Consider the following 25,547-nt stretch of genomic DNA (forward strand, 5'->3'; position numbering starts at 1 on the left):
ACCGGCTCAGGACAGCCACTTCTTCCAGACCTCGGGGTGGCTGTCCACCCACTTCCTCGCCGCGTCCTGCGGGCTGAGCTTCTGGTCGGCGATCATCAGGGAGACCTCGTTCTGGTCCTCCGTGGTCCACTTGAAGTTCTTCAGGAAGGCCGCCGCCTTGCCTCCCGACTTCACGAAGTCGGCGTTGAGGAACTTCTGCAGCGGGGTGTGCGGGTAGGAGCAGGTGATCTTCGCCGGGTCGGCGTCGCAGCCCTCCTTGTACGGCGGCAGCTTCACCTCCGTCATGGGGACCTTCTTGAACAGCCACTGCGGCGAGTACCAGTACGTCAGGAAGGGCTTCTTCTCCTTGGCGAACTGCTTCATCTGGGTGATCTGCGCCGCCTCGGAGCCGGCGAAGACGACCTGGTAGTCCAGCTTCAGGTTCTTCACCAGCGCCTTGTCGTTGGTGACGTAGGACGGGGAGCCGTCCATCAGCTGGCCCTTGCCGCCGCTCTCCGGGGTGCGGAAGAGCGAGGCGTACTTGTTCAGGTTCTTCCAGTTCGTGATGTCCGGGTGCTGCTTGACCAGGTAGGTCGGCACGTACCAGCCGATGTGGCCGGTGACGCCGAGGTCGCCGGCCCGGGTGATCGTCTTCTTGTCGGTGACGTACCGCTTCTCCTGGTCCGGGTGGCCCCAGTCCTCCAGCAGGGCGTCGACGCGGCCCTGGCTGAGCGCGTCCCAGGCCGGCACCTCGTCCACCTGGACGGTGTCGACGCGGTAGCCGAGCTTGTGCTCCAGCAGGTACTGGGCGACGGCCACGTTGGACTGCGCGCCCACCCAGGACTGCACGGACAGGGTGACGGTCTTGGCGCCCCGCGCGTTCGCGAACGGGCTGGCCTGCTTGGTCATGTCGGCGGCGCCGCAGCCGGTGAGCAGCAGCAGCAGCGAGCCGACCGCGAGAGTCGTGCGCAGTCGCATGTCAGGCTCCCTTCCTCGTACGGCGTTCCGTCGGCTGCGTGACCCGGTCGAGCATCAGGCCGAGGCAGACGATGGCGGCGCCCGCGACCAGACCGGTGGCCAGGTCGCCCTGGGCGAGGCCGAAGACGGCGTTGTAGCCGAGGGCTCCGCCGCCGACCAGGCCGCCGATGATGACGACGGCGAGGACCAGGACGACACCCTGGTTGACGGCGAGCAGCAACGAGCGCCGGGCCAGCGGAAGTTGGACCTGCCAGAGCTGCTGGCGGCCGGTCGCGCCGAGCGAGCGCGCCGACTCCAGGGCGGCCGGGTCGACCTGGCGCAGGCCCTGCGCGGTGATCCGGACGACGGCCGGCAGCGCGTAGACGACGGCCGCGGCGACGGCCGGGGCGCGGCCGACGCCGAACAGGGCGACGACCGGGATCAGGTACACGAACTGGGGCATGGTCTGGAACACGTCCAGGACCGGGCGCAGGACACGTTCGACGCGGTCGCTGCGGGCCGCCGCGACGCCGGTGGCGAAGCCGAGGACGAGGGTCACGGCGACGGCGGCCAGCACCTGGGAGAGGGTGTCGAGGGACGGTTCCCACACGCCGAGCACGCCGATCGCGGCCATGGCGAGGACGGCGGTCAGCGCGGTGCGCCAGGTGCCGATCAGCCAGGCCAGCGCGGCGACGACGAGCAGCACCGACCACCAGGGCAGCCACTGGAGGCCGTCGCGGACGGGGTCCAGCACCCAGGTGGTGAAGTGGCCCGCCCAGTCCGCGGTGCCGCCGATGACCGGCACCCCGGAGTAGAGGTGGGAGGTCATCCAGTCGACGGCGCGGTTGACCGGTTCGGCGATGTTCACGGTGGCGCCGGACGGCCAGTCCAGGGCGGTGAGCAGGCGGGCGGCGAGCGCGACCGCCACGGTGGCGGCGAGGGCGTAGAGCCAGCCGATGGCACGCGGGCGCTGGTCCGCGGCTTCCGCGCCGGAGCCGGCGGCGGCCGTCACCCGGTCCAGGACCACCGCGAGCAGCACGATCGGGATGCCGGCCGCGAGGGCGGCGCCGACGTCGACCGAGGCGAGGGCCTGGTAGACGCGGTCACCGAGGCCGCCGGCACCGATGACGGAGGCGATCACGGCCATGGACAGCGCCATCATGATCGTCTGGTTGAGACCGAGCAGCAGTTCCTTGCGGGCCAGCGGGATACGGGCGGTCAGCAGCCGTTGGCGGCGGGTGGCGCCGAGTGACTCCACGGCCTCCAGGACCTCGGGGTCGGCGCCGCGCAGGCCGAGTGCGGTGAGCCGGGCCATCGGCGGGGCGGCGTACACGACGGTGGCGAGGACGGCCGCGGGCACGCCGATGCCGAAGACCAGGACGACGGGGAGGAGGTAGGCGAAGGCCGGCAGCACCTGCATGGTGTCCAGCACCGGGCGCAGGGCGCGGTCCAGCCGCTCGGACAGGCCGCCGGCGAGGCCGAGCAGGGCGCCGACGACGACGGAGACCAGCACGGCCACGACCATCAGCGCGAGGGTCTGCATGGTCGGCACCCACATGCCGAGCACGCCGCAGGCGAGGAAGGCGACCGCCGTGCCGGCGGCGAGCCGGACACCGGCCACCCGCCAGGCGACGAGGGCCGCGAAGACCGTCACGCCGGGCCAGCCCGCGGCGAGCAGGGTGAGGTAGACGGCGCGCACGGAGAGGACGACGGCGTCGCTGACGTAGCCGAAGAAGTACAGGAACAGCGGGTGGCTGTCCCGGTTGTCGATGATCCAGTCACTGGCGGTGGTCAGCGGCTTGGTCAGGTCGACGGTCAGGGCGTGCGGCCAGGCGCCGTTGCCCCAGCGGCCGAGGAAGGGCAGCAGGACCGCGGTGAGAAGGGCCAGCAGCAGGAGCTTTCCGGCGGCCCGGCTTCTGAGGACGCGGGGCCTGGCGGTGGCGGTGGCGTTCGGGACGGTGAGGGTGGCCATCAGACCGCCTCGGGGGTGGTGCTCACCGGGGCGGTCTCGGTGACCTGCTCCCGGCGCGGCGCGTTCGCGGCCTCTTGCGGCTCCGGGTCTACCGCCGCCTCGTCGACGCCGGCCACCACGCCGAGCAGGCGGTCGGAGTCGACCACGCCCAGGCACTTGCCCTCGTCCATCACGCGGGCGGGGGCGCCGGCCCGCGCGACCGCCTCGATGGCCTCCGCCACCGTGGCGTCGGGGCGTACGGCGGGGCCGTGGCCGCTCTCGCCTGCGTGGGCCGGACGCATGGCGCGGCGGGCCGTCATGACCTGCTCGCGCGGGATGTCGCGGACGAACTCGCGGACGTAGTCGTCGGCCGGGGAGCCGACGATCTCCTCCGGGGTGCCGAGCTGGACGACCTCGCCGTCCCGCATCAGGGCGATCCGGTCGCCGAGCTTGAGGGCCTCGGTGAGGTCGTGGGTGATGAACACCATCGTGCGGCCCTCCTCGCTGTGCAGGCGGGCCACCTCCTCCTGCATGTCCCGCCGGATCAGCGGGTCCAGGGCGCTGAACGGCTCGTCGAAGAGCAGCACCTCGGGATCGACGGCGAGGGCGCGCGCGAGGCCCACCCGCTGGCGCTGGCCGCCGGAGAGCTGGGCGGGGCGGCGCTTCTCCATGCCGTCGAGGCCGACCTTGGCGACGACCTCGGCGGCCCGCTCGCGCCGCTCGGCCCTGCTGACGCCCTGGATCTCCAGGCCGTAGGCGACGTTGTCGAGGACCGTGCGGTGCGGCAGCAGGCCGAAGTGCTGGAAGACCATCGCGGCGCGGTGCCGGCGCAGCTCGCGCAGCCGGGCCCGGTCCATGGCGCGGACGTCCTCGCCGTCGATGGCGATGGTGCCGGCCGTCGGCTCGATCAGCCGGGTCAGACAGCGCACCAGGGTGGACTTGCCGGAGCCGGACAGGCCCATGACGACGAAGACCTCGCCCTTGCGGACGTCGAAGGAGACGTCCCGCACGGCGGCCGTGCAGCCGGTGCGGGTGCGCAGTTCGGCGGCCGGCAGGGCGGCCAGCTCCGGGTCGGCCGGGACGCGCTCGGACTTGGGGCCGAACACCTTCCACAGGCCGTCCACGGAGAAGACCGGGGCGTCGGTGGGGGGCTTGCGGGTGGGGACGTTGGGGACGTTGAGAGTCATCGGGACTCGCCTCCGATCAGGTCGACGGCCTTCTCTCCGACCATGAGCACCCCGATCATCGGGTTCACGGCGGTCATGGTGGGGAAGACGGACGCGTCGGCTATGCGGATGCCGGCCAGGCCGCGGACGCGCAGCTCCGGGTCGACGACGGCGAGTTCGTCGTCGGCGGCGCCCATCTTGCAGGTGCCGGCGGGGTGGTAGACGGTGTGCGCGACCTTGCGGGCGTACTCGCTCAGTTCGGCGTCACCGAGGATCTCGGGACCGGGGCAGACCTCGCGCTTGAGCCAGCCGGCCAGCGGTTCGGTCTTCGCGATCTCGCGGGCGACGCGGATGCCGTCGACGAGGGTCCTGGCGTCGTAGTCGTCCTCGTCGGTGAAGTACCGGAAGTCGAGAGCGGGCTTGACCGCCGGGTCGGCGCTGGTGAGGTACAGCCGGCCGCGGCTCTTCGGCTTGGGGATGTTCGGGGTCATCGAGACGCCGTGGCGCGGGCGTTCGTAGCCGAGGCGCTCGGGGTTGTCGGTGAACGGGATCTGGTAGAAGTGGAACATCAGGTCGGGGCCCGGGTGTTCGGGGTCGCGGTGCACGAACAGGCCCGCGTCGGAGTCCATCGCGGAGTTCTCCGGGATCGGTCCGTGGGTCTCCCAGACGATGACCGACTCGGGGTGGTCGAGCAGGTTCTCGCCGACGCCCGGCAGGTCGTGGGCGACCGGGATGCCGAGGGCCTCCAGGTCGGCGCGGGGGCCGATGCCGGAGTGCAGGAGCAGGCGCGGGGAGTCGACGGCGCCCGCGCACAGCACGACCTCGTCGCGGGCCCGGATCAGCAGTTCCTCGCCGTCCTTCGTGCGCACGTGCACGCCGTCGACGCGGTTGCCGTCCAGTTCCAGCTTGTAGGCCCAGGTCTCCAGCCACAGCGTGAGGTTGGGGCGCTCGTCCATCACCGGGTGCAGGTAGGCGACGGAGGCGGAGGAGCGCTTGTTGTTCTCCGGGTGGTAGGCGAGGTCGAAGAATCCGACGCCTTCGGTGAACGGCTCGCGGTTGAAGCCCTCGACCCTGGGTACTCCGAGCGCGGACCGGGAGGCGTCCACGAAGTCGCGGGCGATCGCGTTCCGGTCCTTCTCGTCGACGGAGACGATGTTGTTCTTCAGACGGGCGAAGTAGGCCTCCATGGGGACCGCGCCCCAGCCCCGGGCGCCGGCGGCCTCCCACTCGTCCCAGTCGGAGGGCAGGGGCTTGAACGAGATGAGGGTGTTGTGCGAGGAGCAGCCGCCGAGGACGCGGGCCCGGCTGTGCCGGATGTGCGAGTTGCCGCGCGGCTGTTCGACCGTCGGGTAGTCGTAGTCGAGTTCGCCGCCGAGCAGGCCCATCCAGCGGCGCAGGGTGAGGACGTCGTCGCGGTCGACGTCGCTCGGGCCGCCCTCGATGACGGCGACGGTGACGTCCGGGTCCTCGGTGAGGCGGGAGGCGATGACGGAGCCCGCCGTGCCGCCGCCGATGACGACGTAGTCGTAGACGTGGGGGGTCTGGGACATGGGGGTACTACTCCAGGAGGTGTCGGGGCGGGGCGGGGCTCAGCCGGCGAACCAGCGCACGGGCTTCGGCGCCAGGTTCTGGTAGACGTGCTTGGTCTCGCGGTACTCGGCGAGGCCCGCGGGGCCCAGCTCGCGGCCGGTGCCGCTCTTGCCGAAGCCGCCCCACTCCGCCTGGGGCAGGTAGGGGTGGAAGTCGTTGATCCAGACGGTGCCGTGGCGCAGCCGGCCGGCGACCCGGCGGGCGCGGCCGGCGTCGGTGGTCCACACGGCGCCGGCGAGGCCGTACTCGGTGTCGTTGGCGAGCGCGACCGCCTCGTCCTCGGTGCGGAAGGTCTCGACGGTGAGGACGGGTCCGAAGACCTCCTCGCGTACGACCCTCATCTCGCGGTGGCAGGCGTCGAGCACCGTCGGCTCGTAGAAGTAGCCCGACTCGGGGCGGGCGTCGGAGGGCTCGGGGCGCTTGCCGCCGCAGCGCAGCACCGCGCCCTCGGCGAGCGCGGAGGCGACGTACCCCTCGACCTTGGCGCGCTGCTGCTCGGAGACGAGCGGGCCGCACTCGACGCCGTCCTCGGTGCCCCGGCCGAGCCTGATCTGCTGTGCGCGGCGGGCGAGTTCGGCGACGAAGCGGTCCCGGACGGACTCCTCGACGATGAGCCGGGCGCCGGCCGAGCAGACCTGGCCGCTGTGGATGAAGGCGGCGTTGAGGGCCTGGTCGACGGCGGTGTCGAAGTCGTCCTCGGTGGCGCAGGCGTCCGCGAAGACCACGTTGGGGTTCTTGCCGCCGAGTTCGAGGGCGACCTTCTTGACGGTGGGCGCGGCGGCCTGGGCGACCTTGGTGCCGCTGGTCAGGCCGCCGGTGAAGGAGACCAGGTCCACGTCCGCGTGCTCGGCGAGGCGGGCGCCGACGGTGTGGCCGGGGCCGGTGACGATGTTGGCGACACCGGCGGGCAGTCCGGCCTCGGCGAGCAGCTCGATCAGCGCGACCGTGGTCAGCGGGGTGATCTCGCTGGGCTTGATCACGAAGGTGTTGCCGGCCGCGAGTGCCGGGGCGATCTTCCAACTTGCCTGGAGGAGGGGGTAGTTCCAGGGCGTGATCAGCGCGCAGACACCGACCGGCTCGTGCACGACGACGCTGTGGATGTCCGGCGAGCCGGCATCGACCACCCGGCCGGGGGCCTCGGCGGCCACCAGGTCGGCGAAGTAGCGGAAGGCGTCGGCGACACAGTCGATGTCGACGCGGCCCTCCTCGACGGTCTTGCCCGCGTCCCGGCTCTCCAGCAGGCCCAGCTCTTCGCGGTCGCGCACCAGCAGGTCGGCGACGCGGCGCAGCAGCGCGGCACGCTCGGCGACCGGGGTACGGGGCCAGGGGCCGTGGTCGAAGGCCTGTCGGGCGGCGGCGATGGCGCGCTCCGCGTCCTTCTCGTCACCCTCCGCGACCAGGACGAACGGGCGGGCGTCCGCGGGGTCGAGGATCTCGCGCGTGGCGCCGGAGGCCGCCTCCAGCCACTCGCCGCCCGCGTGGATGGTCGCCTGGGTGTGTCGTGCCGTTCTGTCCGCCATGATCGGTGTTGCCTTCCGTAGCTGATCCACGTCCCCGTGTCGTGCGTACGACGGGCTCAGGGACCGTGGCCGCCTGCCCACGGCCCCTGGTTCGCATGCGGAATCGGCGGGTGAAAGTGCCCCGCGTCACGGAAAAGCCACCCTGAAACGGACATATACGGCGCTCTCGGGCACTGCGCTCAGTCCATCGGCGCGTCACAGTTCGTGTCGGGCGGGCAGAAGGCCTGCAGCGCGGTGTCGAGGTAGCGCAGCTCGTCCTCGCGGCCGTCGCCGTCGGGGCCGTAGACGGCGATGGCGTAGATGTTTCCGTCCACAGCCGTGAAGCGCTCGTCGTAGACGTGCCAGGTGCCGATGTCCGGCTCGCCCTTGATCCGGTCGGCCAGGTACTCCAGGCGGGCGCCGCTGACATCGCCCTGGTCGAGATCGGCCAGGTCCAGTTCACGGAAGCCGGCCGGCTTGGGGGTCTGGTCGGACAGGAACTGCTCGAACGACGCGTCCGGGGAGGCCTCGGCCACCTGGTAGACCTGGATCCGGTGCGACTTGTCCGGGCTGCGGAAGTTGACGACGGCCATCCCGAAGGCGGAGGCGACCGAGGACCGGGTCCATCCCTCCGGGCGGGCTATCCGGAACCGCTCGGCGTCGTCCTCGTACACCTCCCAGCCGGCGGGGAGGGTCGGGGACGAGGAGGCGGTGGTGTCCGACGCGGAGGGGGTGCCGGTACCGGTCGGCGCGGGGGCCTCCGGGGAGGAAGCGGAGGCGGTGGGTGAGCCGCTCACGCCGTCCGCTGCCCGGTGGTCGCCGTCGTCGTCCTTGCCGATCACGAGGGTCAGCACCAGGCTCACGGCGACACCGACCACGGCCGCGCCCACCAGCACGGACCACACCGTCCGCCGGCTGAAGCGCCGGGGGCGGGCGGGGGTGAAGGGGGGCGGGGAGGACCATTCGGGCACGGACCAGCCGTCAGCGGTGCCGGTGGGGACGGTGCCGGTGCCGCCGGTGCCGGTGCCGCCGGTGCCGCCGGTGCCGGTGCCGCCGGTGCCGCCGGTGCCGCCGGTGCCGCCGGTGCCGCCGGTGCCGGTGCCGCCGGTGCCGCCGATCCCGCCGGTGCCGGTGCCGCCGATCCCGCCCGTCACGCCAGTGTCGCCCGGGTCTCCGGCCGCCGGGCCGGTCACCCCTCCGCTCGCGGGGCCGTACCAGCCGCTGCCGGAGCCCGGCCAGGGGGTGGTGGACTCGGCGAGGGAAGGCGCAGGGGTGTCGGGTTCGGCGGGGGTAGGCGCGGGGGTAGCGGGTTCAGCCGTGGGCGGCCAGGGCGGGACCTTGGCGGTGGGCACCCGCAACGCGGGATCGGCGGCGGGCGGCCAGGTGGGCTCCGACGCGGGCGGCACCCTCGGTTCCGTCGCGGGAGGCCAGGTCGGCCCGGACCGCGGGGGTACCCCCGGCCCCGGGGCGGTCAGCGAGGCCGGGGTCGGCTCGGGCCGCGTCCTCGGTACGGCCGCGGGCGGCCAGTCCGGCCCCGATGGGGAGGGCTTCTCCGGCTCGGGCGTGGGCGGCCAGGTCGGCCCGGACCGCTGGGGTACCCCCGGCTCCGAGGCGGTCGGGGAGGCCGGGTTCGGCTCGGGCCGCGTCCTCGGTACGGCCGCGGGCGGCCAGTCCGGCCCCGACGGGGAGGGCTTCTCCGGCTCGGGCGTGGGCGGCCAGGTCGGCCCGGACCGCGGGGGTACCCCCGGCTCCGAGGCGGTCGGCGAGGCCGGGGTCGGCTCGGGCCGCGTCCTCGGTACGGCCGCAGGCGGCCAGTCCGGCCTCGATGGGGAGGGCTTCTCCGGCCCGGACGTGGGCTGCCAGGCCGGGCCCGATGGCGAAGGTTTCTCCGTCTCGGACGTGGGCGGCCAGGTAGGGGCCGAGGTGGGCGGCGTCTCCGGCTCCGGGGCGGGAACGCGTGGGGGGCTGTCCGGCGGGGCCGGTGGCGGGGTCGTCGGCCGGCCGGCGGGTGGCGCCCCGTGGTCCTCCCAGCGCTGGGTCTCCTCGTTCCAGTACCGCGCTCCCCCGCTCATCATCGTCCTCTCACAGCCCCACCAGGCCGGCCAGCGTGGCCGCCGAGGCGAGGACGCCGAGCAGTGCCTGGGAGTCGCCGAGCAGCTCGCGCAGCCGCTCGCGGCGGGTCGGGGTCGCCTGCCCGGTACGGGCGATCTCGCCCTCGGTGTCGGCGAGCGCCGCGTCCAGCTCCGCCGTCTGCGCGGTGGCCCGCACCCTGGCCAGGTCGGCGCGCAACTCGCGTACCGCCGCGAGCAGTTCCTGGTCGCCCGGCGTGGCGGTCGTACCGTGGTGGCTCTCGGCGTGCGAGTGGGCGCCGATGGCGAACGTGCTGTGCGAGACGTCACCGATGCTGACGCTCGGGTCATTCGTCGCCATGGGCGTCGGATCCCTTCTGCGGCGCGCTGCCGCCGTTCACGGAAGAGGAAGCGGAGGACGCGGAGGAGGCCGAGGAGTGGTCTCCTACGGCGAACGTGCTGCCCTCGACCCGGCCGATGTGCACTCCGCCGTTGCTGATGTGGTTGATCTGCTGGATGAACTCGCCGGTCTGGTAACCCGCTTCGGCGAGCGCGGCCCGCACTCCGTTGGCCACCCGGTCCTGGATGCTCTTGAGGTAGCGGGAGACGTCCATCTCCTGGAACTGCGAGGCGGCCGCCGCCGCGCCCAGCTCACGGACGGACAGGGCGGGCCCGTCCGGCAGCGCGTTCGCGTACCCGCCGGTCAGCAGCCGCCAGCCGTAGACGGCGGCCTTGCAGACCACCACGAGGGACCGGACCGGTGATCGCGGCACCCCGCCCACCGCCCAGGCCGCCTTGCCGAACAGGCTGTTGCCGCGGAACCGGTGGGCGATGCGGTCGGCGTCCTTGAAGTCCTCGCGCACCGGCAGCAGCACGTGCGGGATGACCTCCAGCACCAGCATGCGGCCCTGGGTGTGGATGCGGACGAAGACGGTGACGACCAGCTCCTCCTCCCAGCCGCTGACCCGGATCCGCAGGAAGTGCCGGCGCTTCTCGGCACCCTCCTCGACCGCGTGCGAACGGTGCTGCTCGAAGGCGTCCCGGTCGTAGGGCGCGCTCTCACGGCGCAGCAGTCCCTCGGCCGGCAGGAACACGCACTCGTCGACCGCCAGCCAGCGCAGCCGGTCGCGCACCCCCGGCCCGGCGTACTCGGCGGGCAGCCGGAGCCGTTCCACCAGCGGCCGGATCTTCTCCAGTACCAGCCGGTTGCCGATCGGCTGCTGCTTCTTCAGGGGGTCGGGCTTCAGCTCGACGGCCAGCACCCAGTCCTCGTGGGCGGCACCGGCCCCGCAGAACGGCCGTGCCTCGTGGTACATGATCAGCGGGACGTGCTGCTCGGTCCGGATGCGCTGCTTGAGCCACTGGAACCGGCGGCTTTCGCCGCGCTCGGCGGGGTCGGCGGCGGCGTCCGGGAAGCGCTCCCCGGACAGCTCGCCGGTGATCACGCGCGCGAGCTGTTCGCGCTGGCCGGCCAGGCACAGCGCGATCAGCGCGAAGAGCACCAGCGTGGCCCACGCCTGCCAGGGCTTGACGCCGGCGCCGAGGGCGTCGCCCGCGAGCCGGAGGGCGTCGCCCGTGGTGGGCGAGTCGGAGGCGTACGGATCGCTGTCGGAGCCGTACGGGGAGGACGACGAGGACGTGTCGTCCGGTCCGCCGCCGAACGCCGTGAACAGAGTGACCGCGAGCAGGACCGCGAGCACGATCCGGCCCCACCAGCGGAAGAGGAAGGCGAGTACGAGGCGGTACTGGGGCACCTCCGGGGTACGACCCCGGAGCCAGGCGCCGATCAGGAGATAGACGCCGGGGAACAGATAGACGGTCAGCGCTCGTCCGGCGAGGGCGAAGCCGACCAGCCACAGCCCCAGCACGGCCCCGGACCACTGGAGTTCCTGGCGGCGGGCGCGCAGCGCGTGGGCGAGGACGCGGGCGGCGTCGAGGCCGAAGGAGGGCGCGGCGAACCGCTGTTCGTTGAGGTGGAGTTCCTCGATGACCCGGTCGCGGTAGCCGGGGTCCAGGTAGGTGCCCGCGCACAGCAGCCGGGTGGCCTCACTGGCGTGCGGCGGCGTGGACGGCGGTGGTGCGGACGATGGCGGTGCGGCAGGCGTCGACTGCGCCTGTCGCGGCACATGGGCGGTGCTCACGCGATTCCCCCGAGGCGTGGTAAGTCACTTCTCGGCCCGCCGGCTTGGCCGGTCGGCCGGGCAGCTGAGGTGATGAGCCATCAGCATAGGGTGACGCGGCGTGCCGGGGGAACCGTTTCCACTTCCTCCGTGACGAGCCCGCACCCGACGGACAGCACGACGCGGGCCCCGCTCCGGAGAAGAACCGGAACGGGGCCCGCGTGAGAAGACCGGCCGAACCGCCGGACGTCATCCGTCAGATGAGGCCGAGCGAGCGCACCGCCTCGCGCTCCTCCACCAGCTCCTGCACGGACGCGTCGATGCGCGTCCGCGAGAACTCGTTGATGTCCAGGCCCTGGACGATCTCGTACTTGCCGTCCTTGGTGGTGACCGGGAAGGAGGAGATCAGGCCCTCCGGGACGCCGTAGGAGCCGTCCGACGGGATGCCCATCGAGGTCCAGTCGCCGTCGGCGGTGCCGTTGACCCAGGTGTGCACGTGGTCGATGGCGGCGTTGGCGGCGGAGGCGGCGGAGGACGCGCCACGGGCCTCGATGATGGCGGCGCCGCGCTTGGCGACGGTCGGGATGAACTCCTCGGCCAGCCACTTCTCGTCGTTGACGGTCTCGGCGGCGTTCTTGCCGGCGACCGTGGCGTGGAAGATGTCCGGGTACTGGGTGGCGGAGTGGTTGCCCCAGATGGTCAGGCGCTTGATGTCGGCGACCGTGGTGCCCGTCTTCTTCGCGAGCTGGGTCAGCGCGCGGTTGTGGTCGAGGCGGGTCATCGCGGTGAACCGCTCGGCCGGTACGTCCGGCGCGGCGGCCTGGGCGATCAGGGCGTTGGTGTTGGCCGGGTTGCCGACGACGAGGACCTTGATGTCGTCCGCGGCGTGGTCGTTGATGGCCTTGCCCTGCGGCTTGAAGATGCCGCCGTTGGCCTCCAGCAGGTCACCGCGCTCCATGCCCTTGGTGCGCGGGCGGGCGCCGACCAGCAGGGCGACGTTGGCGCCGTCGAAGGCGACGTTCGGGTCGTCGGTGATCTCGATGCCCTGGAGCAGCGGGAAGGCGCAGTCGTCCAGCTCCATGGCCGTGCCCTCGGCGGCCTTGAGCGCCGGGGTGATCTCCAGGAGACGCAGCTTGACCGGCACGTCCGCGCCGAGCAGCTGGCCGGAGGCGATGCGGAAGAGCAGGGCGTAACCGATCTGGCCGGCCGCGCCGGTGACGGTGACGTTCACGGGAGTGCGGGTCATGGCGTTCTCCGTATGACAGCTGGCGGTGGGGCGTCCCTGCCCCGGGCGGATGATCGATCTCTTGGCGTCAAGAGAGATCCAGCGGTCAGGCTATCGCGCATCCGGCATGCGAGACGTCCGGGGCCGTGTGGCTCACCCCACAAGGGGATCACCGGGCATGCCCGGTATCCCGGCACCCATGCGCGCCGCCTCCCCCGTTTCCTCCGGACCGTGCCCCTACTGCGTGCAGGCCGTCCGTCCCGTCGCCAGGGTCGCGCACGCCTTGGCCTGTACCGCGTCCCGTACGGCGACCATCGGGGTGTAGGCGATGGTGTCGCCGACGGCGGTGATGTCCCCGCGCTCCCGGGTGCCGCCCACCGTCAGCCGCACCTCGTCGCCCTGCGCGGCGCCGGTGATCCGGCCCCAGGCGGTGCCGCAGGTCTTGCTGTAGCGGACCTCCAGGACGGTGCCGCCCAGGGTGGCGGACTTGGCCGTGGTCACCAGGTCCCCGCTGCACCCCATGGCCTCGGCGTCCTTGCCGTCGCAGGCGGCCCCGGAGCACTTCACGCCCGGCGGCAGGCTCACCCGGCTGCCGGCGGACGGGGAGGGCGACCGGCCGGGGGCCTTCTTCTCGCCGCCGGTACCGGTGACGAGGAGGACACCGCCGATGAGGACGAGCGTGCCGACCAGCCCGGCGAGGAACATGAACAGCCGCTGCCGGCCCGGGTTTCCGGGGGGCGCGGGGGGTGCGGGCCGCGGGGCGGCGGGCTGCCCGGCGTACGAGGGGGCCGGGTGGGACGTGGGGGACGTTTCGGACGTGTCCGTGGCATCCGTTCCCGGCGTACCCGTGGCCGGGACATCGGTGCCGCTCGGGGTGAGCGGTGCGCCCGCCGTCCCCGCCGTCCCCGCCGTCCCGGAGGCGTCGTCGGCCCGGACCGGAGCCCGGCGGCCCGCCTTCGAGGGCCCCTGGTACCCGGCCAGCCCCCAGGAGTTGCCCCCGGACGCGGAGACGCCGTCCGGTCGCGCCACGCGCCAGGAGTTCCGGACCCCGTCGCCCTCCTCGTCCACCGGGTCCGGCTTGGAGAGGTCGGGCCGGTCCACGATCGGCCGGGCGCCCCGCCCGGGCTCCCGTACGGCCTCCCGCGCGCCGGTGCCGCTTTCCTCCGGCCGGCCGCCGGGAGGGGCCGGGGAGCCGGCCGTACCCGGTGTGTCCAGGGCCTGGCGGGCCTGCGCGACGCGTATCGCGTCCATCGTGCTGTCATGCCGCATATCCGCCCGGCTCCAGGCGCGTTCGGCCAGTTCCCACAGGGTGATGAGAGGGACGGTGCTGGTGCCGGTGGCTTCGGCGAGGGCGACGACGGCGCCCTTGGGCGCGAGCAGCCGGCCGCCCAGGTACCGCTCCCAGGACGCCCTGCCGTAGCCGGTGCGGTCGGCCAGTGCGGCGACGCCCAGGCCGCTGTGGTCCACGAGCCGGCGCAACCGCTCGGTGAACTCCTTGATCTGCGGGTCCAGATCCTCGGGCAACGCCTTCCAGCGAGGCATCGTCTCCCCCCTCTTCCCCCGGCCCGGGGTCCTACTTGGTGAGCGTGACGTGCAGGGTGTCCTTCAGGAACGGGATCTGCAGGATCGGGTCCGGCTGGGCCATCAGCGACAGCATGACGATGGCCAGGCCGAGCACGCCGTAGGTGGTGATGTCCGTGAAACGGGAGCGCACGGCGAGCATGCCGACGCTGGGCAGGAACCAGCGCAGGGCCGCCCCGGCCAGCAGGGCGGCGCCGATCAGCAGGGTGCCGTAGCGGAACACGTCGAGCGCGGTGAGCAGCAGGCCGAGGGCGACCGCCGAGAGCACGACCAGCACGGGCCACTGCCGGGCGGGCGCCGGGGCGTCACCGGGCGCGGCCCGGCCGCCGCCCTCGGGGCGCGCGGTGTCCCTGGTGAACAGCGGGAAGCGCCGGGTGACGCGGCGCGGGCGCCCCTGGGCGTCGGGGGCGCTGATCGCGTCCCGCACGGTCGGCTCCGGCCCCGCTTCCCCACGCGGTTCCGCACCCGCTGCCCCGCGCGGTTCCGCTCCCGCTCCCCTGCGGGTGTCCTCAGCCGGCACTGCGCTCGGCCGCCTCGACCACGTTCGCCAGCAGCAGGGCCCGGGTCATCGGGCCGACGCCGCCGGGGTTGGGGGAGATCCAGCCGGCCACCTCGGCCACGTCCGGGTGGACGTCGCCGACGATCCGGCCCTCGGCGTTGCGCGAGACGCCGACGTCCAGGACGGCCGCGCCCGGCTTGACGTCCTCGGCGCGGATCAGGTGCGGGGAGCCGGCCGCCGCGATGACGATGTCGGCCCGCTTGAGGTGGGCGGACAGATCGCGAGTGCCGGTGTGGCACTGGGTCACGGTGGCGTTCTCGCTGCGCCGGGTGAGCAGCAGCGGCATCGGGCGGCCGATGGTGACGCCGCGGCCGACGACCACGACCTCGGCGCCCTTGATCTCCACGCCGTGCCGGCGCAGCAGGGTGAGGATGCCGTTGGGGGTGCAGGGCAGCGGGGCGGGCTCGTTGAGCACCAGCCGGCCGAGGTTCGTCGGGTGCAGGCCGTCGGCGTCCTTGGCGGGGTCCATCAGCTCCAGGACGCGGTTCTCGTCGATGCCCTTGGGCAGCGGAAGCTGGACGATGTAGCCGGTGCAGGCCGGGTCCTCGTTCAGCTCGCGGACGACCGCCTCGATCTCCTCCTGGGTGGCCGTGGCGGGCAGCTCGCGCTGGATGGAGTTGATGCCGATCTGCTTGCTGTCGCGGTGCTTGCCGGCGACGTACTTGTGACTGCCGGGATCGTCGCCGACCAGGATCGTGCCGAGGCCGGGCGTGACGCCCTTCTCCTTCAGCGCCGCCACGCGGGCGGTCAGATCGGACTTGATCGCGGCTGCGGCGGCCTTGCCATCGAGAATCTGGGCGGTCATACACCCATCCTCCCGGATGACCGGCCCCCGGTACCAATCCGGGGGGCCGGGAGGCCGTGCGTCCGGGCCGGTTCTGTCACGGGTTGATCATGGATGTTGCGCTTGCACAACGGCTCACCCGTACGGCTGGACAAATTTCGGCCTTTCCCCCGACGATGAGCGACGCAATACCGCGGTCTGGTTGGGGGGCAAACCGCTCGGATCCCGCTGTTCCTCCGTGCCTTCCGCGCCGTCCCCGAAGTGTCAACGGAGGAATCTCGCCATGAGTTTCGGCTCGCCCAATCCCGGCTACGGCCAGCCCCAGGACCCCCAGCAGCCCTACGGCTACCCGCAGCAGGGCCAGCCCGGCTACGGCTACCCGCAACAGCCCGGCGGTGTGCCGCCGCAGGCCGGTTACGGCTACCCGCAGCAGCCCGCCGGTTACGACTACCAGCCCGCCCAGCCGCCGTACGCGAACTGGGGCCAGCGCTTCCTGGGGACGCTGGTGGACGGCCTCGTGTTCCTCGTGCCGTACCTTCTGGTCATGTTCGGCAAGGGGACTCCCGCACTGGTGATAGTCGGGGCCCTGATCATCATCGGCCTCGCGATATGGCAGTTGATCATGGAGGGCCGCACCGGCCAGACGCTCGGCAAGAAGGCGGTCGGCATCCGGCTGGTCCGGGAGATCGACGGACAGCCGCTCGGCGTCGGCATGGCGTTCGTCCGCCGCATCGCGCACTTCCTGGACAGCCTCGCCTGCTACATCGGCTGGCTGTGGCCGGCGTGGGACGCCAAGCGCCAGACGTTCGCCGACAAGGTGTGCTCGTCGATCGTGATCCGCTCGGCCTGATCGCCAACGGTCGGGTCATACCGACACGTTCACGCCAAACACCGTCAAGGGCCGTGTCTCACCCGCGCAGGGGAGGCACGGCCCTGGTGCTTTCGCCCTACTCTGACCGGGTAGCCGTCAGGCACACGGGGAGACGCACCTTGTACAGCATCATCGTCGTACCTCCGCCGACCACGGAGGCCCGGCAGCCGCGCCCGCAGATCCGGCTCGCCCCCGGTGAGCGCCTCAGTTTCGGCCGCGCCGCCGACAGCGCACTGCGCGTCCCGCACGACGGGGTCTCGCGCCGGGCCGGCGAGATCGGCGCCCAGGGCGCGTTCTGGACGCTGAGCAACCTGTCCACCCGGCACACCTACGTCGTGGAGAACCCGGAGGGCGCCGGCGAGCACGTCAAGGTCGGCCCGGGCCGGCTCGACGCGCCCGTGCCGTTCGAGTTCTCCCGCGTCGTGCTGCCCGCCGCCGGGGACCTGCTGGCGATCGAGGTGTGGGCGCCGCGCCACGACTACCTGAGCGCGGGCGGCGGGCCGGACGGCGACACCACCGCCCCGGCCTTCTCCGTGGACCGCACCAAGCGCTACTTCGCCGTCCTGGCCGCCCTGTGCGAGCCCCGGCTGCGCGGCGACCCGCACGCCCCGCTGCCCACCGTCGACCAGGTCGCCGACCGGCTCAGACCCGGGTGGCCGGCCGCCTCGCGCACCTCGGTGCAGTGGAACATCGACTACCTGGCGGTGAAGCTGCGGCTCAAGCCGGGCCCGGACACCGCCGACCCCGGCCCCCGCCTCAACGGCAAGAAGGAGTCGCTGGTCTCGCTGGCGCTCCGCTTCGACCTCGTACGCGAGGACGACCTGATCGTCCTGGCCGCGCGGCCGGCCCGGGCCACCCGGTGACCGTCCCGTACGCCGTCCCGGTGCCGCGCGGCTACCGGGTCGGCGGCTGGGAGGTGCGCCGGCCCCTCGCGACGGGCGCGTTCGGCAGCGTGTACGAGGCCCGGCGCACCGGCCCCGGGGGCGGCGGCCTGCCGGAGACGGCCGCGCTGAAGTTCCTGCCGACCGGCACCGGCACCCCGCGTCGCCTCACCCACCTGCGCGAACTGGTCGAGCGGGAGGTGCGGCTGCACCGCCGGCTGCGCCGCCCCCGGCTGATCCGCATGTACGAGACCCTCACCGTGGACGACCCGGACCACCCGGCCCTGGACGGCGCCACCGTGCTCGTCCTGGAGAAGGCCGAAGGCTCGCTGGCCGCCCTGCTCGCCGCCGCACCGCGGCCCGCCGCCGGTCCCGTCCTCCTCGCCCAGATCTGCGAGGGCCTGCTCCAGCTCCACCACGCGGGCTGGGTGCACGGCGACCTGAAACCGGCCAACGTGCTGCTGATGCGGGACGGTTCGGCCCGGCTGGCCGACTTCAACATGGCCGCCGAACTGGAGGGCACGCACGCCTACTCCCCCGCGTTCTCCACGCCGGACTACACCCCGCCCGAGCTGCTGTGGTCCGAGATCGACGAGCGGGGCCGCCGGATCCGCCCCTCGGCCGACGTCTGGGCCTTCGGCGTCCTCGCCCATCTGGTCCTCACCGGTGCCTTCCCGCTGTCCGGCGGCACCCCGGCGGCCCGCCGGGACGCGGCCGTGGCCTACGCCCGCGGCACCGACGACCTGCGGCTGGCCGCCGGACTGCCGTCCTGCTGGCGGGAGATCCTCCAGGACTGCCTGACCCGCACCCACACCGACCGGGTCGGCACGGAGGCGCTGCTGCGCCGGGTGGTGGCGGCAGCGGGCACGACCCGCCCGCCGCGCGTCCTCCGACCGCCCGGCCGCCGCACACAGCTCCTGTTCGGCGCCGCACTCACCGCGACCGCCCTGGCCGCCCTCGGCTACGGCATCGGCGCCCTGCCCCACGACCGGCCGACGGCGACACCACTGCCGGGTCCCGTCGCCCCCGCCACCTACGGCTCCGCCGAACTCCGCACCGACCAGGGCGTGCCCCCGTCGTACCGGCCGCTCATCGTGGACGCCGCGCACGCCTGCCCGAACACGCACGTCACGCCCGCCCTGATCGCCGCCATGCTGAAGGCGGAGAGCGACTTCGACCCCGCCCTGTCCGACCCGGCCCACGACGAGTACGGCATCGCCCGCTGGACCCCGCGGGTGCTGCGCTACTGGATCCGCGCGGACGGCCGCCCGGCGGACACCATCCCCCGTCCGCCGTTCACCGCCGCCGTCTCGATCCCGGCGATGGGCCGCTACCTGTGCTTCATCGCCCCGAACCTGAGACCGGGCCTCCCCGGCGACCAGCGCGTCCTGATCGCCGCGGCCTACCGCACGTCTTTCCGCAAGGTGAACGGCGCGGGCGGGGTCCCCCCGAAGTACCGCGAGTACTGCGACCGGGTCGCCCTCTACCTCGGGAAGTACACACCGTAGGTGTACTGCGAGGGCTCACTGCCCCTTGATCGCGGAGACGAACGGCCCCCAGGCACGGACGGGAATGAGGAGGAAGGGCCCACCGGGGTTCTTGGAGTCGCGAACGGGGACGAGGGAGGGGACAGCGTCGGTGACCTCGACGCAGTCACCGCCCTCGTCATTGCTGTAGCTGCTCTTGCGCCAAGCGACGGAGTCCGGGTCAATCCTGTTGCCGTGCTTCATCTTTGAGGCTCCTCACTGCTTCTCTCAACAAGGCCAGGGACGCCTTGGGTGGCAGGGCGACGGCCCTCAGCAGATCGTACCTACGCCGGTACTCCCTCACGTGCGCCGGATAGTCGACGATCTGCCCAGCGAAATCGCCCTCCGTATAGACCAGTGGCGGGGCATCAGCGAAGGTCATGATCTTGGCCATGGCATGAGCGAGCGGGGGCCACGGGATGGTTTCCGGAACCACCTGAAGAACGCTCCGGGTGGATCGCATGATGTCGAGGATGTACTCCACCTGCTCGGCCATCACCGCGGGAGGGAGCGGCGTTCGCCGGATGACCGACTCGTTCAGGATCACCCAGTAGGAAGGGCGTTCCGCACGGCTCCACAGCTCCGCACGCGCCAGACGCGCCTGGACGAGCTCCTCAGCCACCTCAACCGGCGTCTCCGGAGCCCCGTGCTCGATTCGGGCGTGGAAGTACGCCCTGGTCTGCAAGAGCCCGGGGAGGATAGTGGGTGCCCACTCCTCCAGCGTCTGGGCCTGCTTCTCCATGTCCGGGATATCGGCGTAGTACCACGGGTGCCCTACTTGCCGTGCCTTGGCGACGTCTTCACACCGGCGCTCGAAAAACCCGTCCGTACCCAGCTTCTGATCCACGTGCCGGGCGAAGTCCAGGGGCATCCGCCGCTCACCCCGCTCGATCTGGCTCAGGAACGAGATCCCCCGGAAGCTGCCCTCCGCCAACTGCTCCAGCGTCAGACCGGCCGCCTCCCTCTTGAAGCGCAACTCCGCGCCGTAGAAGGAGGGGACGCTGGCCGACGCGTCGGGATCCTTGCGAGCAGGCACAACTCATCACCGCCGTTTACCAGTTACCGTGCGCAACTCAAACCCCTGTCACGGTACGCGCAGTCACGCCACTGTGTGAGTGTTTCGTCACGCATCGCACACAGAAAGGCGTACACCCGTGCCGCACCCCCACACCCAGGAAGCCGAAGCTCACCTGGCGGAACTGCGCGCCGCACTCGCCGCGCACGGCGTCACCCTCCCCTCGCTCGGCCTCGAACTCCCCTCCCTCACCAGCTCGTACGCCGCTCCCCTGATCGCACTCGGCAACTGCAACCTGGAGACGGCCGCGGCCCTGACGGCGGCGTTGCGGAAGGGCGCGGCGGGGTGAGGCCGCCACTGGTGCTGGAACTGCTCGCGTTGCCCAAGGCCGTACCGGAGGTGCGGCGGACGGTCCGGGAACACCTCGGAGTGCCGTGTCCCGACGTGCAGTTGTGCGTGAGCGAGCTGCTGGCCAACGTGATCCGGCACGTCGGCGAGGGCACCCCCGTGTCGGTACGGGTGCGGGGCACGGTCCCCGGCCGGGCCCGGATCGAGGTGACGGACCGCGAGCCGCACACCTGGCTGGTGATACGGCACGCCGACGCGGAGGAGGAGTCGGGCCGGGGCCTGCTCCTGCTGGACTCGGTCGCGCTGCGCTGGGGCGTCACGCAGGGGCCGTACGGGAAGACCGTGTGGTGTGAGGTGGCGGTCAGTTGACCGAGGGCCCGGCGGCGGGCCGGTGTTCGTAGACCGTCACCCGGCGTCCACGGACCCGCTCGTCCGCCACGGCCGTGAAGTGCTCGCGCAGGACGGCCAGTTTCGCGCTGTCCCGTGCCACCGGCGCCGAACCGCCCGCCGGGGCCGCGTCGGTCACGAGCAGGACCCGTCGCTCGGCCAGTGTCAGGGTCCGGATCGTGGCCGGGCCGGCCTCTTCGCCGCCCAGCGTGCCGGATTCGGCCGGGCTCCGGGTCAGGGCGATGTCCCGCAGTCCGGTGAAGGCGTCGGGCGAGATCAGCGCGGTGTCGCGGCGGAACACCGGGACGAACAGCACCGCGTCCCCGTCCCGGCGCAGGGCGCGTACCCGGTCGGCCACCGCCAGCACGTCGTCCACCCTGCTGCCCGGCGACCGTACGGCCAGCGACTGCGGCAGCAGCGCGGCGACCGCGACGGTGACGACGGCCGGGACCAGCCAACGGGACGCCCGTGGCAGGCGGGGCGCCGCCGCCCGGGCCGCCGCGTCGAGGGCGGCTCCGGTCAGCAGGGCCAGGCCGAGCTGGCTGAACACGACGTACCGGTCCTGGAACACCGGCTGGACGAACGAGAGTCCGAGCAGGCCGAGTTGCGGCACCGCCAGCAGCGGGAGCCCGACGGCCGCCACCGACAGACGGCCCGCCCTCGGGCGGGTCGACAGCGCCAGGAGGCAGCCCACGGCCAGCAGTACGGCGGGGCCGATGGCGGTGTGCCAGGTCAGGGGCGGTATCCAGGCCACCTGTCCGGCCTGGTCCCGGCTGTAGAGGATCAGCGGCAGCACCCCGGCCGTCGCGCCCGCCGCCGCCCCGGTCCAGCGTGCCCAGGTCATGCGTCCGGCCCGGGTCCACAGCAGGGTCACCGCGTGCGCGGGCAGGACCAGCAGGGACAGCCAGTGCAGCAGGCCGGTCACGAGGACGACACCGCCGTACGCGACCCAGTGTCCCGTTCCGCCGCGACCTTGGAGCAGCGCGGTCAGCAACAGCGTCGAGAGGGCGGCGCCGGCCACGACGAGCGCGTAGGAGCGGCCGTCCTGGAGCTGGTACTGCACGGCGGGCAGCAGCGGGAGGGCCAGTCCGGCGGTCAGGCCGGCCCGGTAGCCGCCCAGTCGGGCGCCGACGACCGCCACGCAGGCCGCCGCCGCGGCCATCGCCAGCACGGAGGGCAGCCGCAGGGTGAGGATGCCAGGGCCGAAGCAGCTGAAGAGGGCGTGCATCCCCAGGTAGTAGAGGCCGTGCACGGCGTCCATGTGCTGGAGCGTGTGCGCTATCCGGCCGGTCGGGCGCTGGGCCACCAACCAGGTCGCGGCCTCGTCCCGCCACACGCTGTGCCGCCGGCCGATCCCCCACAGGCCGAACAGGACGGTCCACAGTGCCGGAGCGGCCCAGACGGGCGGGCGGGAGGTCATGGGAACGGCCGGTCCTCACTGTGGTGATCATCCGGGTGAGCCGCACAGGGTACGTGCGGTGGCGACCCGGATGATCACCGACCGTAAGGAACCGGCCAAAGGTGATGCTCAGCGCTGCTCGGCGCTGCTCAGTGGAAGAAGTGGCGCGTGCCCGTGAAGTACATCGTCACGCCCGCCTTCTGCGCCGCCTCGATCACCTGCTCGTCGCGGATCGATCCGCCCGGCTGGACGATCGCCCGGACGCCGGCGGCGATGAGGATCTCGGGGCCGTCCGGGAAGGGGAAGAAGGCGTCCGAGGCCGCGTAGGAACCCCGGGCGCGCTCCTCGCCGGCCCGCTCGACGGCCAGCTTGCAGGAGTCGACGCGGTTGACCTGGCCCATGCCGACGCCGACCGAGGCGCCGTCCTTGGCGAGCAGGATCGCGTTGGACTTCACCGCGCGGCAGGCCTTCCAGGCGAACGCCAGCTCCGCCAGCTCGGCCGGGGAGAGGGCGTCGCCGCTGGCCAGCGTCCAGTGCGCCGGGTCGTCGCCCTCGGCCTGGAGCCGGTCGGTGACCTGGAGCAGCGCCCCGCCGTCGATCGGCTTGACGTCGACCGGGTGGGCGGGGGCGTCGGGGCAGCGCAGCACGCGGATGTTCTTCTTCTTGGTGAGGGCCTCCAGCGCGCCCTCCTCGTAGTCCGGCGCCACGACGACCTCGGTGAAGATCTCCGCGACCTGCTCGGCCATCTCCTTGCTGACCGGCCGGTTCACGGCGATGACCCCGCCGAACGCGGACAGCGGGTCGCACGCGTGCGCCTTGCGGTGCGCCTCGGCGACGTCCCCGCCGACCGCGATCCCGCAGGGGTTGGCGTGCTTGATGATCGCGACGCAGGGCTCGTCGTGGTCGTACGCGGCACGGCGGGCGGCGTCCGTGTCCGTGTAGTTGTTGTACGACATCTCCTTGCCGTGCAGCTGCTCGGCCGCCGCGAGGCCGCCCTCGCCGGAGGTGTAGAGCGCGGCGGGCTGGTGCGGGTTCTCGCCGTAGCGCAGGGTGTGCGCCCGCTCCAGGCTGGTGGCCAGGAAGCCGGGGAACTGCGAGTCGTCGGCGGGCGCGTAGGCGGAGGCGAACCAGGACGAGACGGCGATGTCGTACTCGGCGGTGTGCCGGAAGGCCTCGGCGGCCAGCCGCTTGCGGGCGGCCAGGTCGAAGCCGCCGTCGCGCACCGCGGCAAGCACGTCCGCGTACCGGCCGGGGCTGGTGACCACGGCGACGGAGGGGTGGTTCTTGGCGGCGGCACGGACCATCGAGGGGCCGCCGATGTCGATCTGCTCCACGCACTCGTCGGGGGTGGCGCCGGAGGCGACCGTCTCCCGGAACGGGTAGAGGTTGACCACGACCAGGTCGAAAGGCTCCACGCCCAGCTCGGCGAGCTGCTCGCGGTGGCTCTCCAGGCGCAGGTCGGCGAGGATGCCCGCGTGCACCTTCGGGTGCAGCGTCTTGACCCGGCCGTCCAGGCACTCGGGGAAGCCGGTCAGCTCCTCGACCTTGGTGACGGGGACACCGGCGGCGGCGATGCGCGAGGCGGTCGAACCGGTGGACACCAGCTCGACGCCGGCCTCGTGCAGCCCGCGCGCCAGCTCTTCCAGGCCGGTCTTGTCGTAGACGCTGACGAGCGCCCGGCGAAGGGGCCGCTTGTTGCTCTCGGCGGTCACTGGATAACTACCTTTCGTCCCTCGATGCGATAGCCGTTGCGGGCGAGCCGCCCCACGACCTCGACGAGCAGCCTTCGCTCGACTTCCTTGATGCGCTCGTGCAGCGCGCTCTCGTCGTCCTCGTCCCGGATCTCGACCACGCCCTGGGCGATGATCGGGCCGGTGTCGACGCCGTCGTCGACGAAGTGGACGGTGCAGCCGGTGACCCGGGCGCCGTACGCGAGCGCGTCGCGCACGCCGTGGGCCCCGGGAAAGCTGGGCAGCAGCGCCGGGTGGGTGTTCACGAACCGCCCGCCGAACCGGGCGAGGAACTCCTTGCCGACGATCTTCATGAACCCGGCGGAGACCACGAGGTCCGGCTCGTGGGCGGCGACCGCGGCGGCGAGGGCGGCATCCCACTCCTCGCGGCTCGGGTGGTCCTTGACCCGGCACACGAAGGTCGGCAGCCCGGCGCGCTCGGCGCGGGCGAGCCCCTCGATGCCGTCGCGGTCCGCCCCGACGGCGACGATCCGGGCGCCGTACGCCTCGGCTCCGGTGCGCTCGACCTCGTCCAGGAGCGCCTGCAGGTTCGTACCGGATCCGGAGACCAGGACGACGAGGCGCTCGACCGCTGGACCGGCGGGGGTGGCGGCCACGGTGGGGCCCTTTCTCGGGGTGGCGACGGGTCCGGCCGGCGGCTTGTGCCTTCGCACGAATGCGTCGCGCCCCGCGATACGGGGAAGTCTACGAACCGGCCGACCGTCAGCAACGATACCGGCACCGTCGACGGCCCCCACGGGACGGGTGCCGGGCCGGGAGGTAGCGTTCGCAGGGACGCGAAGGCAGTCGACGGGATTCGTCACGGGGCGGCCTCGGGAACGCGGTCGTCGTGCGGTGCGTTCATGGGGTGGAGGCTCACGTCGGCCGTCGCGTCGACTGCCGTGTGCCGTGGTGAACGCTGCCGTACCCGACCAGCCGTACTCGACTACCAGCCGTACTCGACTAAGGGAAGACGCTTTTCTGATGCCCGATCGCAGTCTGCGACTCCTCACGTTCCCGCCGTACCCGGTCCAGGGGGTCGAGCGCCGTGCCGTCGCCGTGCTGCTGCGGGAGCGGCCGGCCTCACCGCCGCAGGCTCCCCGGGGCGACGGCCGGAGCGGTGAGGGCGGTGAAGGCGGTGAGGGCAGTGAGGGGCACAAGGACGACAATCCGTTCGCGCCGCCGCCGCAGGGCACCCCGGACCGCCCCTGGCAGCCCCGCCACCCCTCCGGTTCCGAGGACGACGGGGGGCAGGGCGGCTCCCCCTGGGGCGGGCAGTGGAGCGACCGGCAGCCCGGCCGGTCCCAGGGCGGCTTCGGCGAGCGGCCCGGCGGCGGCCCCCAGGGCCCCGGCGGCCCGACCGGCCCCGGCCCCGGTCCCGGCACCGGCATGCGCTGGGACCCGACCGACCCCGCGCAGAGACGCGCGCGGTACGCGCTGCTGTCGGGCATCTGGTCGGTCTTCTTCGTGCTGTTCAGCTGGCCGTACGTGGCCCTGCTGCTGGGCGCGCTGGCCCTGTACTGGGGCATCAGCGCCCTGCGTGCCAAGCCGCGCACCCCGGAGCCGTCGGCGGCACCGGCGCCTTCGCCCGGCCGGCCCCAGACGACGGCCGCCATCACCGGTCTGGTCACGGCGTCCCTGGCCCTGGCCCTGGTCGCCTCGACCTTCGCGGTCCAGCTCGTCTACCGCGACTACTACACCTGCGTCGGCGACGCCCTGACGCACGAAGCCAAGCAGTCCTGCGAACAGCTTCTGCCGAAGGAGCTGCGGGGGGTGCTGGGGGCGGGTGAGGAGTAACCCTCGGGGCCCGGGGGGAGCGGTGGCGGGCGGGGTGGTCGGTGACGTGGTCACGGGGTCCCGTCGGACGCCGTCTCCTGGGTCTCGTCTTCCGGGGCGGGTTTCTCGTCTTC

General features: G+C 72.9%; 23 protein-coding genes. 6 read left to right on the forward strand and 17 right to left on the reverse strand.

The features are described from left to right. Positions 1–6 precede the first annotated feature (6 nt). From NX794_RS26635 to NX794_RS26690, 12 genes are all read right to left on the reverse strand, one after another. Positions 7–957, reverse strand: a complete 951-nt coding sequence (locus NX794_RS26635; RefSeq protein WP_258781546.1) for an ABC transporter substrate-binding protein — start codon at positions 955–957, stop codon at positions 7–9. A gap of 1 nt (position 958) precedes the next feature. Beyond that, a complete protein-coding gene (locus tag NX794_RS26640) occupies positions 959–2,908 on the reverse strand; it encodes an ABC transporter permease (RefSeq protein WP_258781547.1) in 1,950 nt (649 codons plus the stop codon). Next, positions 2,908–4,074 carry a quaternary amine ABC transporter ATP-binding protein gene (locus NX794_RS26645; RefSeq protein ID WP_258781548.1) on the reverse strand — a complete coding sequence of 389 codons (1,167 nt, stop codon included), beginning with the start codon at positions 4,072–4,074 and terminating at the stop codon, positions 2,908–2,910. The genes NX794_RS26640 and NX794_RS26645 overlap by 1 nt, the downstream gene beginning before the upstream one ends. After that, on the reverse strand, positions 4,071–5,603 hold the full coding sequence (locus NX794_RS26650; RefSeq protein WP_258781549.1) for a GMC family oxidoreductase: 1,533 nt from the start codon (positions 5,601–5,603) through the stop codon (positions 4,071–4,073). Before NX794_RS26650 ends, NX794_RS26645 begins: the two co-directional genes overlap by 4 nt. Positions 5,604–5,642: 39 nt before the next feature. Next, positions 5,643–7,163 (reverse strand): aldehyde dehydrogenase family protein, encoded by a 1,521-nt coding sequence (locus tag NX794_RS26655; protein WP_258781550.1) that lies wholly within the window; start codon positions 7,161–7,163, stop codon positions 5,643–5,645. Between the two features lie 179 nt (positions 7,164–7,342). Next, positions 7,343–8,548: a hypothetical protein gene (locus NX794_RS35935; RefSeq protein ID WP_309506025.1), complete on the reverse strand. Its 1,206-nt coding sequence runs from the start codon at positions 8,546–8,548 to the stop codon at positions 7,343–7,345. Between the two features lie 676 nt (positions 8,549–9,224). Next, entirely contained in the window at positions 9,225–9,572 is a 348-nt protein-coding gene (locus NX794_RS26665; RefSeq protein WP_258781552.1) for a hypothetical protein, read from the reverse strand. Continuing rightward, complete coding sequence (locus NX794_RS26670) at positions 9,559–11,352, reverse strand: hypothetical protein (protein WP_258781553.1); 1,794 nt, start codon at positions 11,350–11,352, stop codon at positions 9,559–9,561. The genes NX794_RS26665 and NX794_RS26670 overlap by 14 nt, the downstream gene beginning before the upstream one ends. 235 nt (positions 11,353–11,587) lie before the next feature. Continuing rightward, positions 11,588–12,577 (reverse strand): malate dehydrogenase, encoded by a 990-nt coding sequence (locus NX794_RS26675; protein WP_258781554.1) that lies wholly within the window; start codon positions 12,575–12,577, stop codon positions 11,588–11,590. A gap of 216 nt (positions 12,578–12,793) precedes the next feature. Next, on the reverse strand, positions 12,794–14,098 hold the full coding sequence (locus NX794_RS26680; protein WP_258781555.1) for a helix-turn-helix domain-containing protein: 1,305 nt from the start codon (positions 14,096–14,098) through the stop codon (positions 12,794–12,796). A 31-nt stretch (positions 14,099–14,129) separates the two neighbouring features. Then, the gene (locus NX794_RS26685; protein WP_428985962.1) at positions 14,130–14,657 is read right to left on the reverse strand and encodes a DUF3017 domain-containing protein; all 528 of its coding nucleotides are present in this window, start codon (positions 14,655–14,657) and stop codon (positions 14,130–14,132) included. Further along, positions 14,647–15,501 carry a bifunctional methylenetetrahydrofolate dehydrogenase/methenyltetrahydrofolate cyclohydrolase gene (locus NX794_RS26690; protein WP_258781557.1) on the reverse strand — a complete coding sequence of 285 codons (855 nt, stop codon included), beginning with the start codon at positions 15,499–15,501 and terminating at the stop codon, positions 14,647–14,649. Before NX794_RS26690 ends, NX794_RS26685 begins: the two co-directional genes overlap by 11 nt. 262 nt (positions 15,502–15,763) lie before the next feature. On the opposite strand from NX794_RS26690, the gene NX794_RS26695 reads away from it, so the two are divergent. From NX794_RS26695 to NX794_RS26705, 3 genes are all read left to right on the forward strand, one after another. Beyond that, positions 15,764–16,330, forward strand: coding sequence for an RDD family protein (locus NX794_RS26695; RefSeq protein ID WP_258781558.1), 567 nt, complete (start codon positions 15,764–15,766; stop codon positions 16,328–16,330). Positions 16,331–16,470: 140 nt separating this feature from the next. Next, the gene (locus NX794_RS26700) at positions 16,471–17,214 is read left to right on the forward strand and encodes an FHA domain-containing protein (protein ID WP_258781559.1); all 744 of its coding nucleotides are present in this window, start codon (positions 16,471–16,473) and stop codon (positions 17,212–17,214) included. Next, entirely contained in the window at positions 17,211–18,740 is a 1,530-nt protein-coding gene (locus NX794_RS26705) for a serine/threonine protein kinase (protein WP_258781560.1), read from the forward strand. The genes NX794_RS26700 and NX794_RS26705 overlap by 4 nt, the downstream gene beginning before the upstream one ends. 15 nt (positions 18,741–18,755) lie before the next feature. Here the strand turns inward: NX794_RS26705 and NX794_RS26710 are convergent, their stop codons facing one another. Then, on the reverse strand, positions 18,756–18,962 hold the full coding sequence (locus NX794_RS26710; RefSeq protein ID WP_258781562.1) for a DUF397 domain-containing protein: 207 nt from the start codon (positions 18,960–18,962) through the stop codon (positions 18,756–18,758). Continuing rightward, positions 18,940–19,794, reverse strand: a complete 855-nt coding sequence (locus NX794_RS26715) for a helix-turn-helix domain-containing protein (RefSeq protein ID WP_258781563.1) — start codon at positions 19,792–19,794, stop codon at positions 18,940–18,942. Before NX794_RS26715 ends, NX794_RS26710 begins: the two co-directional genes overlap by 23 nt. Before the next feature lie 118 nt (positions 19,795–19,912). Here NX794_RS26715 and NX794_RS26720 point away from each other — a divergent pair, with 118 nt between their 5' ends. Both NX794_RS26720 and NX794_RS26725 read left to right on the forward strand, forming a co-directional pair. After that, a complete protein-coding gene (locus NX794_RS26720) occupies positions 19,913–20,122 on the forward strand; it encodes a hypothetical protein (RefSeq protein WP_258781565.1) in 210 nt (69 codons plus the stop codon). After that, positions 20,119–20,490, forward strand: coding sequence for an ATP-binding protein (locus NX794_RS26725; RefSeq protein WP_258781566.1), 372 nt, complete (start codon positions 20,119–20,121; stop codon positions 20,488–20,490). The genes NX794_RS26720 and NX794_RS26725 overlap by 4 nt, the downstream gene beginning before the upstream one ends. On the opposite strand, the gene NX794_RS26730 is transcribed toward NX794_RS26725, so the two are convergent. The 3 genes from NX794_RS26730 to purN all read right to left on the reverse strand — a co-directional run bounded on the left by NX794_RS26730 (position 20,483) and on the right by purN (position 24,254). Continuing rightward, entirely contained in the window at positions 20,483–21,928 is a 1,446-nt protein-coding gene (locus NX794_RS26730; RefSeq protein WP_258781567.1) for a hypothetical protein, read from the reverse strand. The two genes, NX794_RS26725 and NX794_RS26730, sit on opposite strands and share 8 nt — an antisense overlap. A gap of 128 nt (positions 21,929–22,056) precedes the next feature. Continuing rightward, positions 22,057–23,619, reverse strand: a complete 1,563-nt coding sequence (purH, locus tag NX794_RS26735; RefSeq protein ID WP_258781568.1) for a bifunctional phosphoribosylaminoimidazolecarboxamide formyltransferase/IMP cyclohydrolase — start codon at positions 23,617–23,619, stop codon at positions 22,057–22,059. After that, complete coding sequence (gene purN / locus NX794_RS26740; RefSeq protein ID WP_258781569.1) at positions 23,616–24,254, reverse strand: phosphoribosylglycinamide formyltransferase; 639 nt, start codon at positions 24,252–24,254, stop codon at positions 23,616–23,618. Before purN ends, purH begins: the two co-directional genes overlap by 4 nt. A 367-nt stretch (positions 24,255–24,621) precedes the next feature. Between purN and NX794_RS26745 the strand changes: the two genes are divergently transcribed. Next, a complete protein-coding gene (locus tag NX794_RS26745; protein WP_258781571.1) occupies positions 24,622–25,434 on the forward strand; it encodes a hypothetical protein in 813 nt (270 codons plus the stop codon). Positions 25,435–25,547: the final 113 nt, after the last annotated feature.

The organism is Streptomyces pyxinicus, assembly GCF_024753135.1.
Taxonomy (GTDB): Bacteria; Actinomycetota; Actinomycetes; order Streptomycetales; family Streptomycetaceae; genus Streptomyces; species Streptomyces pyxinicus.